The sequence below is a fragment of the Psychromonas algicola genome (genome assembly GCF_004378355.1).
Taxonomy (GTDB): Bacteria; Pseudomonadota; Gammaproteobacteria; order Enterobacterales; family Psychromonadaceae; genus Psychromonas.
Genome location: NZ_SNUB01000003.1, coordinates 1 through 16,966, shown reverse-complemented (window position 1 = coordinate 16,966; position 16,966 = coordinate 1). Strand labels below are relative to the sequence as shown.

Below are 16,966 nucleotides of genomic sequence, written 5' to 3'. Positions count from 1 at the left end.
CTTTGATCCTTGCTATAGATAGCCGCCGAAAAAAACTGATACACCTATGTTAGCAAAGTTTGTTAACCTATTATTTATATTTATCACCGTTTCGATACATAAAATTATTTATAAAGATATCGAAAGAAGGAAAATTTATGCCCGCTCAAAATAAAAAAACACTAGGTATTTTAGCTATCGCTGGAGTAGAACCATACCAAGAAAAAGCTGGTGAAGAATACATGGGTAAACCTCAACGTGATCACTTTACTAGCATTCTAACAGCATGGACAACACAATTACGTGAAGAAGTTGACCGTACTGTTGATCATATGAAAGATGAAGCATCTAATTTCCCTGATCCTGTTGACCGTGCGACACAAGAAGAAGAATTTAGCTTAGAATTACGTGCTCGTGACCGCGAACGTCGTTTAATTAAGAAAATTTCTAAAACATTAAAGAAAATTGAAGAAGATGACTTTGGATTCTGTGAATCTTGTGGTGTTGAAATTGGTATTCGTCGTTTAGAAGCACGCCCTACAGCAGATCTATGTATCGACTGTAAAACGTTAGCTGAAATAAAAGAAAAGCAAAGCATTGGTTAATCTTAACAATTAAACAAGCTGAAAACGGTTAGCCTTTGCTAACCGTTTTTGTTTAAGCAGAATATTAAGGATAAGCCTTTGCACCAAACACAGCCACCTTATATTGGTCGCTTTGCACCATCCCCTTCAGGCCCTCTTCATTTTGGCTCTTTAGTGGCGGCGGTTGGGAGTTATTTACAAGCCAAATCACAACAAGGTAGTTGGCAAGTTCGTATTGAAGATATCGACCCACCCAGAGAAGTAAAAGGGGCAAGTCAGGATATCTTAGACACGTTAAAAGCCTATGGCCTTTATTGGGATGGTGATGTTATTTACCAACATCAACAAAGCCAAGCTTATGAAGCCGTTTTATCAGAATTAACATCACGCCAACTATGCTATGCATGTAGTTGCACACGAAAAATGATAAAGGAACAAGGCGGTTATTATTTAGGACAATGTCGCAATGCGAACAATCCTATAACAAATAATGCATTACGAATTAATTTACATTCAATAACACATAAAACAACGCAATTTGAAGATAAGTTACAAGGGTTAGTTAAACTAGACCCAACACAAATTGAAGATGATTTTATTATTAAACGCAAAGATGGATTATACGCGTATAATTTGGCTGTGGTTATTGACGATATTAAACAAGGTGTCACTGAAGTAGTGAGAGGTGCAGACTTAATTGAAACCACAGGCAAACAAATTAGCTTGTATCAATTATTAGGTGCAAAAATACCTCATTATGTTCATTTACCTTTAGCTGTTACCGCGCCGGGTTTGAAACTTTCCAAACAAAACCATGCCATCGCAGTTAATAAAGAAAACCCTATTCCTACTTTAAAGCAGGTATTAGCATTTTTAGGGCACCCAGTTCCAGATCATGTAGAGCAAAAAAGCTGTACAGATATTTTACAATGGGCTGTACAGAATTGGTCATTAAATGACGTTCCCAAACAGCTTGAAATTCAATTATAAATACTAAAAAAATATAATTTGTTTTTAATGATCAGCGCACATAAAATAAGCGCATAATTTCAAGACTAATTCCATCGAACAGATGCAGAGGATAGAGCTATTAAACGCTTAAGCAAACTCGTAAAAAAAGTATTCACAAAGAAAAAAACGCCACAGACCGCGGTATCACTGGATCAATATAAGATCCCTCGTTCAGAACATTCAATTTCTCGTTCAGATATTGACGATAATGCGCTGAAGGTTTTATATCGTTTACATAACGCAGGTTACCGCGCTTTATTAGTGGGCGGCGGTGTACGTGATTTATTATTAGGTTTAAAACCTAAAGATTTTGATATTACAACAGACGCAACACCTGAAGAAGTCAAAGCACTTTTTAGAAATTGCCGTCTTATCGGACGCCGTTTCCGCCTTGCTCATATTTTATTTGGCCGAGAAATCATTGAGGTTGCGACTTTCCGTGGTCATCATGATGAAGCAGAAAAAGACAATCAAAAAGTAAAACAATCACAAGAAGGCATGTTACTCCGCGATAATGTTTATGGGTCTTTAGAAGAAGATGCTGAACGCCGTGATTTTACAGTTAATGCTTTATATTACGATATTGCCGATTTCTCACTTTATGATTTCTGTGGTGGTATGGATGACCTTGCACAGCGTCGCTTAACCTTAATTGGCGAACCTGAAGTACGTTACCGCGAAGATCCTGTTCGTATGTTACGAGCGATTCGTTTTGCTGCTAAATTAGATTTATCTATCAGTGATGAATGCGCAGAGCCAATTCGTCGCCTTGCATCGTTATTACAGGATATTCCAGCTGCGCGTCATTTTGATGAAGTGATCAAATTATTGTTATCGGGACAAGGTTTAGCCACTTACCGATTATTAAAAGAATATAAATTGTTAGCGATGCTATTCCCTATCCTATTTAAAGATGGTGAAGATGACAAAGCAACTAAGATGATTGAACAAGCCTTGATGGATACTGACAAACGTATCGCACAGGGTAAACGTGTTACACCAGCTTATATCTACGCGGTTATGTTATGGTATCCACTTGAACAACGCGCTCAAGAAATGAGTTTTGAAAGTGGTATCGAATTGCATGATGCCTTTATGTTAGCAATGAATGAAGTGTTAACGATTCAAGTGAAAACTATTGCAATACCTAAACGTTTCACTGCAGCGATTCGTGACATTTGGGTATTACAACATCGTTTACCTCGTTTTGGTGGCAAACGTGCACAGCGAGTTTATGCCCATGAAAAATTCAGAGCGGCATTTGATTTCCTATCTTTAAGAGCACGAGTTGAACAAAGTCGTGAACTTGCTGAATTAACAGCATGGTGGGAAGAGTATCAGAAACATAATAAACTTCCTGTACACACTTATACTCGTAACAGTGTCAATAAAGCGAAAGAATTTAAACCTGAAGTAAAAAAACGCCGTTACAGCAAAGCAAAACCCAAACGTAAACCAGCAGCGAGTGCTGATAATGCTTAGCTATATTGGTATTGGTAGCAATCAAGCACAACCAATAGAACAAGCTAAGCAAGCCATAGCGGCGCTTAATAACATTAAAAACACCACTGTTCTTGCATGCTCATCTTTATATTGCAGCAAGCCAATGGGTCCACAGGATCAACCTGATTACGTTAATGCCGTCGCTAAACTAAAGACCTCTTTATCTGCCATTGAGTTATTAAATGAACTTCAAAACATAGAGCAAGCTCAAGGTAGAGTTCGCAAAGAAAATCGTTGGGGCCCAAGAACTTTAGATTTAGATATTATTCTTTATTCAGATAAAGTGATTAATAATGAACGTTTAACTATTCCGCATTATGGAATGAAAGAGCGTGAATTTGTACTTTACCCATTACATGAAATATCCCCTCAATTACAACTGCCTGATGGCACTTTATTGACTGAAATCCTTAAAGACTGCGATAAAAAGGGTTTGACTGTTATTACTAGTTGAATTAATTCAGTTCCTTAGTAGAATAATCGCACATTTCAACCACCCCACCGTTAGTTAGGAGCAATAATGGCTAAAATAAGCGTTTCTCGTTTAGCTAAAATGAAACAAGAGCAAGAAAAAATCACCTGTATAACAGCTTATGATGCTAGTTTTGCGGCTATTTTTGATCAGGCTGGCATTCAAGTTTTATTAGTGGGTGATTCGTTAGGCATGGTACTACAAGGTCACGACTCAACGTTACCTGTCACCATAGAAGATATTGCTTACCATACTAAGTCTGTTGCAAGCACAACTGAAAAATCTTTAATTATTTCAGACTTACCTTTTATGACTTACTCTACGCCAGAGCAAACCTATACCAATGCAGCAACGTTAATGCGTGCTGGTGCGAATATGGTTAAATTAGAAGGTGGCACTTGGTTAATGGATTCAGTACGAGGACTCGTTGAACGAGGCATTCCAGTATGTGGTCACCTAGGTTTGACACCGCAATCAGTTAACGTCTTTGGCGGTTACAAAGTTCAAGGTCGTAGTGATGAACATGCAGATAAATTAGTTGAAGATGCATTAGCTCTACAGGAAGCTGGCGTCCAATTATTAGTACTTGAATGTGTTCCTGTTGCCTTAGCAGAACGTGTGACTAATGCTTTACATATTCCAGTGATCGGCATTGGAGCTGGAGCTGAAACTGATGGGCAAATATTAGTAATGCATGATGCATTTGGTATTTCAGCAGGTTTCTGCCCTAAATTCTCTAAAAACTTTTTAGTAGAAACTGGCGATATTCGTCGTGCTATCGAACTATATAAAGAACAAGTAGAAAACAAAATCTTCCCAGGTGCAGAACATAGTTTTTACTAAGTCATTGCAGAATAAGTAAATTCAACCAAAGTAAGATTTATTAAAATTAACCGTTTCCTTTATTAAGGAAACGGGCTTCATTAAGAGTTAACAATGAAAGTAATTGAAGATCCTAAACAGCTGCGTAATGAAATAAAAAAATTAAAGCAGCAAGGCGCTAATATTGGCTTTGTTCCAACCATGGGCAATCTACATCAAGGTCATTTAACATTAGTTAAAGAAGCACAGCAACACACTAGCATTTCAGTTGTCAGTATCTTTGTTAATCCGATGCAATTTAATAACAAAAATGATCTCGACAATTATCCTAAAACCTTAGCTGAAGATTGCGCCAAACTTGAACAAGCGGGTGTAGATATTGTATTCACCCCTACCGCAGAAGTTATCTATCCAAACGGATTAGCAGAACAAACTTTCGTGGAAGTCCCTGGCATATCTGATTCATTAGAAGGTGAATTACGTCCTGGACATTTTCGTGGTGTGAGTACGATTGTGGCGAAACTATTTAATTTAGTACAGCCCGATCTTGCTTGCTTTGGCGAAAAAGATTTCCAACAATTAACCATTATCAAAAAAATGGTCATCGATTTAGCGATGCCTATTGAAATTATTCCTGTGGCGACGGTTCGTGAAACATCAGGTTTAGCAATGAGCTCTCGAAATAATAAATTATCGTCGAGTGAAAAAGAAATTGCACCTAAACTTTCAGAAGTCATGAATGAACTGGCTTCAAAAGTTCAATCGGCTCCACAAGAATGTAAACAATTGATTAAAGATGCAAGCCACACATTAGATGATTCAGGATTTAAAACTGATGAAATTCATGTAGTTGACCCACTTACCCTAGCGCCTTTAAATAAAGACAGTAAACAAGCTGTAGTGTTAATGGCCGCTTTCTTAGGTGAGACGCGTTTAATTGATAACGTCGTTGTTGATTTGCACCCATAAAGCTTTTACTTTATAGTCGCCCCATTGCGAAAAAGACAACAAATTTTAAATTTTAAAATCAAAGGTTTTGTATGAAAAAGACACTACTAACAGGTAAATTGCATCAAGCTCGCGTTACTCACGCTGAATTAAACTACGAAGGTTCATGTGCAATTGATCAAGACCTTCTTGAGCAAGCTGGTATTCTAGAATACGAGAAAATCGAGATTTATAATATTGAAAATGGTGCTCGTTTCTCTACTTACGCAATTGTAGGTGAGCGCGGTTCAAAAATAATTTCTCTTAACGGTGCTGCTGCACGTCAAGCTGCTGTTGGTGATCGAGTGATCATCTGTACTTACGCAAGTATGGAAGCAGAAGAAATTAAAACTCACAAACCAAGCTTAGTTTACTTAGACAAAGACAATAACATTGTTCGCACAAGTAAAGACGTACCCGTTCAAGTCGCTTAAATACAAATAATAAAATTGTAGATAATCCACTAATAATTTTTGTTAGTGGATTTTTTTATCTAAATTTCCCTCCCCTTTACTGGCTCTATTAATATTTATCTCTATATGTAATGATTAAAATCACTGCGCAGATTAATTAGAGGTTGATATGAAAATAGTAATAGCTCCTGATTCATTTAAAGAAAGCTTAACGGCAAAACAAGTTTGCACTGCCATTGAAACTGGATTTAAACGTGTTTTTCCTGATGCAATGTATTGCTCATTACCTGTTGCTGATGGTGGTGAAGGCACGGTGCAATCTCTCGTTGATGCCACACAAGGTGAAATTGTAGAAATTACTGTCACAGGGCCATTAGGAACTCCTGTACAAGCTTTTTATGGACTATTAGGTGATAACAGCCAAACCGCAGCTATTGAGATGGCAGCGGCCAGTGGTTTGCACCATGTGCCAGTGGAATTACGAGATCCTAAAAAAACATCAAGCTATGGTACCGGTGAATTAATTAAGGCTGCATTGGACCAAGGGGTTAAAAAAATCATTATTGGTTTAGGCGGTAGCGCAACCAATGATGGTGGTATCGGAATGTTAAGCGCGTTAGGTATTATGTTTACTGATGCTAATAATAATAAAATTGAAACTAATGGTGCAGGTTTACAACATATTAAAAGCATTAATATTGATGCACTAGATCCTCGCCTAAAAGAATGTGAAATCATGGTTGCCTGTGATGTTGATAATCCATTATGTGGAGAATTAGGTGCGAGCCATGTTTTTGGTCCACAAAAAGGGGCAACAAAGGAAGACATAGAATACTTAGATAAAAGCTTAAAACATTACGGAGAATGTATTAAACAACAATTTAATATAGACGTTTTAAAGCAAGCGGGTGCAGGTGCTGCTGGAGGCATGGGTGCTGCGTTATTAGCTTTCACAGGCGCACAACTAAAACCTGGTATTGAATTAGTGCTAGAAGCCGTACAACTTAAACAGTATATGCAAGATACTAATTTGGTCTTAACGGGCGAAGGCAGGATAGACGACCAAACCATTTATGGAAAAACCCCTATGGGCGTTGCCAAGATAGCGAAACAATTTAATATTCCAGTTATTGGTGTCGCAGGAAGTTTAGGTAAAAATCATCAAGCAGTCTATGACTGTGGTATCGATGCAGTGTTTGCTGCTATACCTGGTGCAATGTCATTACAACAGGCATTTGCTGATGCCAATCATAATCTTGAAAATCTAGCAGAAAACATTGCCCAAATCTGGTCACTAAAACTTAAATAATACCAATTGCGTTAAATATGTTATCTAAATTTTCGAAGAAAAAACAGTTCAATTCAAGGCATAAATTGACACCTTTCGAGAGGTTAACTTCGTTAACCCTCTATCGGTTGTACTAAGTAAAGCACTTTAATACTTTAATGGTTGTTCCCTTTACGACATCTACAAAATAAAAGTATAACCAAGAAGTGGGCTGTTTTAGCCAGTAAAATAGATAAGCTATTTATCGTGATTGGTATAAACAGAGTACTTTAGATAGCCAGCTTTAATAAGTTGACTATTTATCACTGAATTCATTTACCTTTTATTATGTTATTTTTATTGGTTAAAGCTGAAAATAATTTTTTAAAAAATGATTGGAAGTATTGACTACGCTCTCTAAGTAAAACAAGACAAATAACAATATAAATAAGTGGTTCTATAACACCTGATTTAACAGACCAATAATAATGTATCACACCTAAAATAGCCGCAACATAAACCCATCGATGCAGGGTAAACCAAGCCTGCTTCATTTTACGTTTAATAGGAGTAATTGAAGTAATACTTAATAACAACAATATGAACCATGCGCTCATCCCTAATGTTAAATAAGGGCGTTTTATCACTTCTTCTAATAATAAAATGAACTCCCAATCTAACTCTAACCATAGAAAAACAGCGAGATGCAAACAAGTCCACACAAAGGCATATAAGCCTAATAAGCGTTTTAGACGTAGCAATAGAGGTTGTTTAAAGCGCTTAGCAATAGGAGTCATTGCTAATGTGATTAATAAATAGTTTAAAGCGGTTTTCCCTAAGAAGTGAATCATTTCTTTAACAGGATCTGCACCAAGGCGTCCGCTATCAATTAAAAGATAAAAATACAATAAGACGCAAAGTGACGTTAAGTGAATAATCACCTTTAATAAAGTGATTGCAACTGGGGGGATTTTAATCATTTATTAACCTGCCATCACTTTGTTTAATATTATTGATTTATTGAGTATTTTTAACGCTTAAAAATTCTTTAAAAGATCTAAGCCTTTATATAAATGCGCCACTTCTTCTTCATACCCATTAAACATTAAAGTTGGTTTTCGCTCTTGTTGAAATACATTACCTTCACCAATCACACGCTCATTTCGTTGACTCCAACGAGGATGATCAGCCAATGGATTTACATTGGCATAAAAGCCATACTCATGAGGGCCAATCGCTTGCCAAGTATTACGTGGTGCCTTATCGGTTAATGTAATTTTAACAATAGATTTAATGCTCTTAAAACCATATTTCCAAGGTACAACTAAGCGAATTGGGGCACCATTTTGTGGTGCTAATGTTTTACCGTATAAGCCAACAGAAAGTAAGGCAAGTGGATTCATTGCCTCTTCAATGGTTAATCCTTCAACATAAGGAAAATTAATGCTACCACCAACGAAGCGCGATCTTTGACCTCGCATTTGTTCTGGATCGTAAACCGTTTCAAAGCGGACATATTTAGCATCTGATTTAACGCCTGCTTGTTGCAGCAAGGTTGCAAGCGTAAAGCCCAACCAAGGAATATTCATCGACCATGCTTCAACACAACGCATACGATATAGGCGCTCTTCAATTTCAAATTTCTTAAGTAGATCTTCATAGTTTAAGGTCATTGGCTTATCGACTAAACCATCGATAGTTAATGACCAAGGATCCACTTTAAATTGTTGGCTATGCTCATAAGGGTCACCTTTCCCCGTACCAAACTCATAAAAGTTATTATATTGAAGTACTTTGTTTTCGGGTGTTAAATCAGTAAGAGATTGGTAATCAGGATTTTTAGTGAAATTCAAAGGGGTACGTTGAAAATCACCACTCGCATCATCTTTACCAGTAAAAGAATCAAACAAACCTGCACTAGCAGGTTTTGCAAAAGGCAGTGCTAATGCAGCAAGCCCAAAACCTTTAATGATATTACGGCGATCTTTATAGATAGATTCACTTGTTAATTGTGACTCTTTTAATTGTGACTTTTTAGTGTGTTTTATAAGCATGCTCTTCCCCTCACCCAGTGATATAAAAGATAGACCTATAAACTAGAATTAATATTTCATTTATTCATAAAACAGCAAATAAAATCCTAATTAATCGCTATAAGTCACAGATTAAGCGTAATGAGTTTTGACCGCTTGCCCAATATTTACGTTCAAAAGGAGTCATCGCTTGCTCCGCACTATAAACATCTGTTTGGCTTTCTTTGCCAGCTAGCTGCAATGCCCGTTGAAATTCTTCAACATAAGTAAACCAATTACTTCTTAAATCAAGCTTTCCACCTAATTCGATAATAGAAGGAAAAACAGCACTACCATGCCAACGACGTTGAAGATGCTTCGCTTTAGGCCATGGATTCGGATATAGCAGATAATGATGTGATAATGTCCAGTTAGCTTCTACAGCTAAACGCCAAAAATCATTTAGATTGACCTGTAATAATTGATAGTTGTTAATATTACTATCAAGATCATCAATAGAGAGCTCTCCATCAACAGGATGTTTAGATAATCTATCTGCCGATTTATCCATTCCAAGCACAATTGCTTCAGGATGTGCTTTGGCAATGTGATAAGTACTTTCACCTACGCCACAACAGGAATCGAAAATAATGGGTTTGCCTTGTTGCTCTACCCATTTTTCAATTTTTTTAAAGGCTTCTAATGTATGTGTTTGATAAGGTTTCTTAAAGTCATGTTTTAAATGCTTCAACACAACTTCATCTAACTTCTCATTTAAGCCAATTTGGTTTGATGTAATAACCCTTGAGTCTCCAATAATTTCACTCATGAACGGATACCAGCTCCTTTTTTAAGTAAGATTGAAACTAAGGCATAACCAATCACAATAAATACTCCAATCACACAGAATGACCATAGGATAGGTACATCTGACACACCAAGAAAGCCATAACGGAAAGCATTAATCATATAAAATACAGGATTAAAATGGGACACACCTTGCCAGAAATCTGGTAATAAAGAGATTGAATAAAACACGCCACCTAAATAAGTTAACGGTGTTAATACAAAGGTAGGAATAATGCTGATATCATCAAAGGTTTTAGCAAAAATGGCATTTAATAAACCGCCAATAGAAAACAAAATTGAAGTACATAATACGCTAGCAATAAGTACAGCAATATTGTAAATATGCAAATCTACAAAGAAAAGTGACACTAAAGTAACAATTAGCCCAACCATTAAACCTCGCGCCACACCGCCACCCACATATCCCCAAATAATCAGATAATTAGGAACAGGAGCAACTAATAACTCTTCAATATTACGTTGAAATTTAGCGCTAAAAAACGAAGAAGCGACATTAGAGTACGAGTTAGTGATCACCGACATCATTATTAAACCAGGCACAATAAAGGCCATGTAACTAAAGCCATTCATTTGACCAATTCGCTCACCAATAAGGTTGCCGAAAATAACAAAATACAAAGACATAGTAATCGCAGGGGGAACGATAGTTTGCACCCAAATACGTAAAAAGCGATTAATTTCTTTTACCCAAATACTTTTAAGTGCGGTTACGTACTGTTTATTCAGCATCGATAACTCCTTTTTCTACTAGTTCTAAAAATAACTCTTCTAAACGATTTGACTTGTTTCTTAAGCTGTTAACTCGGATGTTTTGTTTACTTAATGCTTCGAAAACATGATTCAGTGAATCTTCTTTAGCTGACTCTAATTCGATGGTATTTTCATCAATAGCAGTCAATTTAAAATGTTCACTACTTGGCAAGTTTGATGACGAATCAACATCAAGAATAAAAGTTTCACTGTCTAAACGACTCAGTAGTTTTTTCATACTTGTATTAATCACTAATTCGCCTTTATCAATAATGCCTATATTACGACATAAATTTTCAGCTTCTTCTAAATAGTGAGTGGTTAATATAATGGTCACGCCTTGTTTATTGAGATCAGTTAAGAACTCCCACATTGAGCGACGTAATTCAATATCTACACCAGCAGTTGGTTCATCTAAAATTAATAACCTTGGTTCATGCATCAAGGCTCTAGCAATCATTAAACGACGCTTCATCCCACCCGATAATTCTCTTGCAGGTTCATTGCGCTTTCCCCATAAATCTAACTGCTTTAAATACTTTTCAGCTCTAACAAAAGCTTCCTTTCTCGGAGTTCCATAATAACCGGCTTGATTAACTAAAATTTGTAATGGTGGCTCAAAAGGATTGAAATTAAACTCTTGGGGAACTAATCCAATTTGGCTTTTCGCCAATTCAAGCTGTGAATCTATATCGTAACCAAATACATTAACTTTACCCGAAGTTTTATTAACTAATGATGAAATGATACCAATCGTTGTCGATTTACCTGCCCCATTTGGACCGAGTAACGCATAAAAATCACCTTCAGCAACATTTAAAGACACACCTTTTAGCGCAACAACACCGCCTTTATAGGTTTTGGTTATATTTTGAAGTTCAATTGCATTCATAATTAGACTAGCCTTAATAATTTATGACTTATAGCAACCAAGAAGAACGATAAGGTAGTTGCTAAAATAAGGGTCGAGATTGTACCACTAAACCATAGTGATATATGGTCAAAGCGAAAATTAACAAGTACTAAAATTGAAGAATAAAAAAAACCATTCAAAAGAATGGCTTTTTATTAATAGTATTGCGAAAGGTAAAGAAATAAAAGTTAGAGTACTTTACTTAAAAACTGCTGAGTTCTTTCTTTTTGAGGGTTATCTAAAACTTCTTCAGGCGTCCCCATTTCTTCAATTACCCCTTCGTGGAAAAAGGCAACTTTATCTGACACTTCTTTTGCAAACGCAATTTCATGTGTCACACAAATCATAGTCATACCATCATCACGAAGTAATCTTAATGTATCCAACACTTCGCCTACTAGCTCAGGATCTAACGCCGAGGTAACTTCATCAAATAACATATAAGGTGGTTCCATTGCTAATGCCCTTGCAATGGCTAAACGCTGTTGTTGACCACCAGACATTCTTGTTGGATATTCATCGAGTTTATCGCCAAGTCCTACATGGATAAGTTCTTTTCTGGCAATTTCTTCTGCTTTTTCTTTAGAAAAACCTTTTACAATTTGCGGAGCAAGGGCCGCATTTTCTAAAACAGTTAAATGCGGAAAAGAATTCCATTGTTGGAATACCATGCCTAGATTTTCTCTTAATTTATTTTTATCTGTTTTTTTATCATGAACATCAATACCGTCAACGATGATATTACCGCCGTTAATTTTTTCGATAGCATTGATACAATATAAAAGCGTCGATTTGCCACTACCACTTGCGCCAATAATGCTAACCACTTCACCGCGGTTTACTGTTAAATCGATACCTTTTAATACTTCTAAATCACCAAATGATTTATGAACACCTTTTATTTCAATCATATTTCCATTTTCCTTTCTACATATTTACCATAACGCGACAACGGGTAAGAGATCATAAAATAAAACAGCCCGACTCCTAGTAAGATCATAAGAGGTTGTTGCGTTCTTGATATTAATTGTTCTGCAGTTCTTAATAATTCCATATAGCCAATAACAGAAACCAATGCGGAATCTTTTATTACACTCTGAGCCACCCCCAGCCAAGATGGAAAAACAGAGCGCATACCTATTGGGATCCTAATGTACCTAACCGTTTGTAAATAATTCATTCCCAGCGATCTAGCCGCTTTAATCATAGATACTGGCACACTATTAAAACCACTTCTAAAGACTTCACTCATGAATGCCATAGTATAAAGCGAGAGTACAATCGCCCCAGCAAAAAACGGTGGTAGTGGAAAGCCCATTACACCAATAAAGGTACTAAACAAGATTAGCTGAATAATAAGTGGTACCGATCTTAAAACATCTAAGAATGTACCTAGTATTACATTAACCGTTTTATTAGATTCAGCTCTTAAAAAGCCAACCAATAAACCTAACAAACTACCAATCACTATCGCCACCACAGAGATATAAACAGTATTTAAGATACCCGTTAAAATAAAACCAGTGTCATTCCAAGATAAAGGAGTAAATAAATTCATTATGATAACTCCCCTTTAAATACTTTCTTAGCAATTAAACTAGAAGCAAACAACACCAATTTAGTGATCACAAAGTACATAGCAGCAGCAACGATAAAGAACTCTAGCGTTCTAAATGAAGTTGATTGCAATCTTTGTGTTTCACCCGATAACTCTTCCATCCCAACAAGAATACCAAGAGAACTCATTAGAATTGACCATACAAATTGATTGGTCATTGGATGGTAAATGCGTCTAAACATTTGCGGCAAAATAATGTATCTATAGACCTTTAGGTTATTCATCCCTAATGATTTTGCTGCGCTATATTGAGTTTGAGGAATTGATTGAAAGCCACCTCGAAATGTTTCCGCTAAATAACCTGAGTTAATAAAAATTAATGCAGATAAAACAGAAAAGTAAGGGCTAAGATGGATGCCATAAGCACCTAATCCAAAATATGCCATGTAAATAAGAAAAAGTGCAGGCGTATTCCTTGCAATTTCAATCCAAACGTTTGAAATATGATAAAATGCCTTTGTTTTCGACATTTTCCCCAAAGCGAGTAATACCGCAATCACTATGCCTATCAACATAGATAAAACAGAAACGTGCACAGTTGTATACGCGCCTGTTAAAAGTTGCGGGAATGCATCAAAAACCACATTCCAATGAAATTCATAATTGTCCATATGTCCTCTTTATAAAAATCCTAGCTGAGTTTTAAATAAACTACTTTTTGTTTTTAAAAAGTTAGAAAATTAATTTTATACTCGTTAAATGCGAGTTACATTACCCTAATACGACTCTTATTAGCGAATGCTCTATTTCCTTGAGTATCTCACAGACTATTTTATTACTGAGATCATTCTGCTTGTCATAGGTTGAAACAGAATATCATTTAATATATTAAAAATAGATCACAGACAATTCATATAAAACGATACATAACAGAATAGTTAAAAGCGTTTATATATTGCCGTATTTTGTTGGCGTTTCTCATCAATCATTTTTAAGCATCATGTTGAGATAACAAAAGAGATAACAGATAAATCCATTTATTTAAAATGTTGATAACCTCCAGCGACACTGGAGGTTGATTTATTTGATTAAGCTAAGACAAAAATTATTTATTGTCTCTTAAAGATTGAACCATTGCAGCAGAAACTGGCGTACCGAAGTGTTTAACATGTAATTCATTTAAACGGCCATCTCGCACTTGGTGAACTAAGAATAGGTTTAAATAATTGATCCAAGCTAATTCATTTCTTTCTGCAATAATACCTACAACATCATCGTAGTTTGGTACAAAAGGACCTGCTACAAAGCTATCAAATTGGCCAGAAGCTAATTTTGTTGCGATATTCGTATTAGTAGAAATCAACGCATCTACTTTACCTTGGTATAACCCTAAGAATGCATCATTTTCAGATTTAAAAGCAGTGTAATTATCTCTTCCCCAACCTTTTGAATCTGCATACTTAAAGTATTCGCTTTCATAAGTAGTCCCCAGTGCTGCACCTACTTTTACATTTTTAAGGTCATCAAATGATGCCATTTTCACGCCTTTCTTAGAAACGACTTGGAATTTAAAAACGAAGTAAGGGTAAGAAAAACCAACTGATTTTGCACGAGGTAGGGAATCTGAAGTTGAGCCGATAACAACATCTGTTTTAGCTGAAATCAATGATGGAATACGATCACCCCAAGTTAAGTTGATCACGTTTGATTTAACACCTAAAACTTTTGCTAGGTCGTGACAATAATCAACGTCAAAGCCTGCAGGCTTATTATCTTTATCAGTGTAACCCATTGGTGGAAAATCAAGTACAACACCACAATTTAAAGTGCCACGGTTTATCACATCATCAAGCTTGTCTGCGTTGGCTACATTGAATGCGCCCATTATTGTCATTGAAGCAATGACTAATGAAATTTTATTTACTAACTTCATACTTTCTCCTGAATTTTATTTTGGAATTATTTTATTTGAAGGGGGTTAGCAGATAACAAGCGGCACAAAACATCTCAGCAGATAGCACTTTAAAAACCCTCCTTCTATGAGTAATGAAAAATAATAGTCGTAAATGTTAATTATCATAACTTAATGTTAATTATTTTAACATTATCAATACTGTATCAAATTTTAGAGTAACTTGTTTGAGTATTTAAGAGTTTATTAAAGATCAAAGAAAGTTAATTTGTTTAGTTTTATTTCCTTTTTTATATTGCAGGTATATTTGAATTAATAAGAAGCCACTATTCTATAGGGTTTTTGTTACATTACTTTGCGTATTGCGTTTCGCTTTACCTCTTAAAAAAATCACCTCAGTGAAAGGTAATAAAAATCAATCTTGACTGAAGCTTTATATTTCCTATATTCTTTTGATCTCTATAAGGTACTCTCCATTACTATCCTCTAGGAATGTTCATCGATAATGAAAAATGAAAAACACGCATTAATATTTGGATGTTCGGCAGTACTACTTTGGTCAACTGTTGCAACTGCATTTAAACTTACACTTGAAGAATTCACTCCAATTCAAATGCTAACTGTCGCGATCTTTGTGTCTTCACTTGTTTTAATTGTTATCTGTTACAGTCAAGGCAAACTTAATCAAGTGAAGACGACCTTTCTATCTCAACCTTTTTATTATTTTGCTTTAGGATTGTTGAATCCATTAGCCTACTACCTTATCTTATTTAAATCTTATGATTTACTACCAGCTTCACAAGCTCAACCTTTAAATTATAGTTGGGCAATTACACTGACCTTAATGGCTTCAGTATTTTTAGGGCAAAAAATACGTAAACAGGATTGGATTGCATGTATTCTTGGGTACTTAGGTGTTTTAGTGATCGCTACCAAAGGCGATCTACTTTCTTTAGAGTTTGATAGCCCGTTAGGTGTTGCTTTAGCATTGCTTTCCACTATTTTATGGGCTGGATATTGGATTTTGAATACTAGAAATAAAGCCGACCCAGTTGTTGGAGTATTGCTAGGATTTTTAATTGCATTACCTTTTTCAATCATACTAAGCCTGTATGAAGGTGCAGCATGGGATAAAACAACTCAAGGATGGTTTGCTGCGAGTTATGTCGGTTTATTTGAGATGGGCATTACTTTTGTACTCTGGCTATCTGCATTAAAAGCCACTAATAATACAGCACGCATTAGCAATCTAATTTTTATATCTCCATTTATATCACTGATGTTACTCGCCACAATCATTGGCGAAACCATACATCCATCTACGTTAATTGGTTTAGCAATGATAGTGGCTGGATTAATGTTTCAACAGTTAATGAACCCTTCAAATGTAGAAGTAAAAACTTATAAGTGAAATAAGTTTTTAACATCAATTAGCTATTTTAATTTTGAATAACAGTAACAATAAGATAGCAAATAACGGATATTAATTGTCTAAGCTAAGTTTCATTAAATTTGAGGTAATGTAGCGGAATGAGCATAATCATAAGAAAAGCAGAACTAACAGATGCTAAAGCGATTAAGGAAATATATGAATGCAAAAATGCTCATAGTGGCACACTTCAACTTCCTCACCCATCGCTAACACTTTGGGAAAAGCGTCTTAGTAATATCCCAGACAATGTTTATAATTATGTTGCAATTATAAATAATGAAATAGTAGGTAACTTAGGTTTTGAATTATACCAATCTAAGTAAAAATATGATCTAATTGAGTTATCTATTGCGATTAAAGTGACTCAAAGATGGAGCATATAAAAAAGACAGATTTTAAAGTACTTGCCCGTAAGCAAACTTCATTACAAATGAAAATGCGTTTACTGGCTTTAGCCCATTTTCAAGATGGACATTCACGT

At 35.7% G+C, this 16,966-nt stretch carries 18 protein-coding genes and 1 pseudogene; 10 read left to right on the top strand and 9 right to left on the bottom strand.

Features of this window, described 5'->3' with window-relative positions:
• Nucleotides 1-137 precede the first annotated feature (137 nt).
• The 8 genes from dksA to E2R67_RS01990 all read left to right on the top strand — a co-directional run bounded on the left by dksA (nucleotide 138) and on the right by E2R67_RS01990 (nucleotide 7,080).
• Nucleotides 138-584 carry an RNA polymerase-binding protein DksA gene (dksA, locus tag E2R67_RS02025; protein WP_134289275.1) on the top strand — a complete coding sequence of 149 codons (447 nt, stop codon included), beginning with the start codon at nucleotides 138-140 and terminating at the stop codon, nucleotides 582-584.
• A gap of 78 nt (nucleotides 585-662) precedes the next feature.
• Nucleotides 663-1,553: a tRNA glutamyl-Q(34) synthetase GluQRS gene (gluQRS, locus tag E2R67_RS02020; protein WP_134289274.1), complete on the top strand. Its 891-nt coding sequence runs from the start codon at nucleotides 663-665 to the stop codon at nucleotides 1,551-1,553.
• A 168-nt stretch (nucleotides 1,554-1,721) separates the two neighbouring features.
• The gene (pcnB, locus tag E2R67_RS02015) at nucleotides 1,722-3,056 is read left to right on the top strand and encodes a polynucleotide adenylyltransferase PcnB (RefSeq protein ID WP_134289273.1); all 1,335 of its coding nucleotides are present in this window, start codon (nucleotides 1,722-1,724) and stop codon (nucleotides 3,054-3,056) included.
• Nucleotides 3,049-3,531 (top strand): 2-amino-4-hydroxy-6-hydroxymethyldihydropteridine diphosphokinase, encoded by a 483-nt coding sequence (folK, locus tag E2R67_RS02010; RefSeq protein WP_208379438.1) that lies wholly within the window; start codon nucleotides 3,049-3,051, stop codon nucleotides 3,529-3,531. Before pcnB ends, folK begins: the two co-directional genes overlap by 8 nt.
• A 66-nt stretch (nucleotides 3,532-3,597) precedes the next feature.
• Nucleotides 3,598-4,392, top strand: coding sequence for a 3-methyl-2-oxobutanoate hydroxymethyltransferase (panB, locus tag E2R67_RS02005; RefSeq protein WP_134289272.1), 795 nt, complete (start codon nucleotides 3,598-3,600; stop codon nucleotides 4,390-4,392).
• Between the two features lie 93 nt (nucleotides 4,393-4,485).
• Nucleotides 4,486-5,340, top strand: a complete 855-nt coding sequence (gene panC, locus E2R67_RS02000; RefSeq protein ID WP_134289271.1) for a pantoate--beta-alanine ligase — start codon at nucleotides 4,486-4,488, stop codon at nucleotides 5,338-5,340.
• Between the two features lie 71 nt (nucleotides 5,341-5,411).
• Nucleotides 5,412-5,792, top strand: coding sequence for an aspartate 1-decarboxylase (gene panD, locus E2R67_RS01995; protein ID WP_134289270.1), 381 nt, complete (start codon nucleotides 5,412-5,414; stop codon nucleotides 5,790-5,792).
• Nucleotides 5,793-5,940: 148 nt separating this feature from the next.
• The gene (locus E2R67_RS01990) at nucleotides 5,941-7,080 is read left to right on the top strand and encodes a glycerate kinase (protein ID WP_134289269.1); all 1,140 of its coding nucleotides are present in this window, start codon (nucleotides 5,941-5,943) and stop codon (nucleotides 7,078-7,080) included.
• 290 nt (nucleotides 7,081-7,370) lie between these two features.
• Here E2R67_RS01990 and msrQ read toward each other — a convergent pair whose 3' ends face one another.
• The 9 genes from msrQ to E2R67_RS01945 form a co-directional block, all read right to left on the bottom strand.
• A complete protein-coding gene (gene msrQ / locus E2R67_RS01985; RefSeq protein ID WP_134289268.1) occupies nucleotides 7,371-8,018 on the bottom strand; it encodes a protein-methionine-sulfoxide reductase heme-binding subunit MsrQ in 648 nt (215 codons plus the stop codon).
• A 57-nt stretch (nucleotides 8,019-8,075) separates the two neighbouring features.
• Complete coding sequence (msrP, locus tag E2R67_RS01980) at nucleotides 8,076-9,092, bottom strand: protein-methionine-sulfoxide reductase catalytic subunit MsrP (protein WP_134289267.1); 1,017 nt, start codon at nucleotides 9,090-9,092, stop codon at nucleotides 8,076-8,078.
• 97 nt (nucleotides 9,093-9,189) lie between these two features.
• Complete coding sequence (gene trmB / locus E2R67_RS01975) at nucleotides 9,190-9,879, bottom strand: tRNA (guanine(46)-N(7))-methyltransferase TrmB (RefSeq protein WP_134289266.1); 690 nt, start codon at nucleotides 9,877-9,879, stop codon at nucleotides 9,190-9,192.
• Nucleotides 9,876-10,649: an ABC transporter permease gene (locus E2R67_RS01970; RefSeq protein WP_208379437.1), complete on the bottom strand. Its 774-nt coding sequence runs from the start codon at nucleotides 10,647-10,649 to the stop codon at nucleotides 9,876-9,878. The genes trmB and E2R67_RS01970 overlap by 4 nt, the downstream gene beginning before the upstream one ends.
• Nucleotides 10,639-11,562: an ABC transporter ATP-binding protein gene (locus E2R67_RS01965; RefSeq protein ID WP_134289265.1), complete on the bottom strand. Its 924-nt coding sequence runs from the start codon at nucleotides 11,560-11,562 to the stop codon at nucleotides 10,639-10,641. Before E2R67_RS01965 ends, E2R67_RS01970 begins: the two co-directional genes overlap by 11 nt.
• Nucleotides 11,563-11,771: 209 nt before the next feature.
• The gene (locus E2R67_RS01960) at nucleotides 11,772-12,494 is read right to left on the bottom strand and encodes an amino acid ABC transporter ATP-binding protein (RefSeq protein ID WP_134289264.1); all 723 of its coding nucleotides are present in this window, start codon (nucleotides 12,492-12,494) and stop codon (nucleotides 11,772-11,774) included.
• Nucleotides 12,491-13,141 (bottom strand): amino acid ABC transporter permease, encoded by a 651-nt coding sequence (locus tag E2R67_RS01955; protein ID WP_243836926.1) that lies wholly within the window; start codon nucleotides 13,139-13,141, stop codon nucleotides 12,491-12,493. The genes E2R67_RS01960 and E2R67_RS01955 overlap by 4 nt, the downstream gene beginning before the upstream one ends.
• Nucleotides 13,141-13,812 carry an amino acid ABC transporter permease gene (locus tag E2R67_RS01950; RefSeq protein WP_134289262.1) on the bottom strand — a complete coding sequence of 224 codons (672 nt, stop codon included), beginning with the start codon at nucleotides 13,810-13,812 and terminating at the stop codon, nucleotides 13,141-13,143. The genes E2R67_RS01955 and E2R67_RS01950 overlap by 1 nt, the downstream gene beginning before the upstream one ends.
• Nucleotides 13,813-14,246: 434 nt before the next feature.
• Complete coding sequence (locus tag E2R67_RS01945) at nucleotides 14,247-15,074, bottom strand: transporter substrate-binding domain-containing protein (protein ID WP_208379436.1); 828 nt, start codon at nucleotides 15,072-15,074, stop codon at nucleotides 14,247-14,249.
• 484 nt (nucleotides 15,075-15,558) lie between these two features.
• On the opposite strand from E2R67_RS01945, the gene E2R67_RS01940 reads away from it, so the two are divergent.
• Both E2R67_RS01940 and E2R67_RS01935 read left to right on the top strand, forming a co-directional pair.
• Complete coding sequence (locus tag E2R67_RS01940) at nucleotides 15,559-16,464, top strand: DMT family transporter (RefSeq protein WP_134289261.1); 906 nt, start codon at nucleotides 15,559-15,561, stop codon at nucleotides 16,462-16,464.
• Nucleotides 16,465-16,583: 119 nt separating this feature from the next.
• Nucleotides 16,584-16,793, top strand: a pseudogene (locus E2R67_RS01935) (GNAT family protein); the annotation flags it as partial.
• Nucleotides 16,794-16,966: the final 173 nt, after the last annotated feature.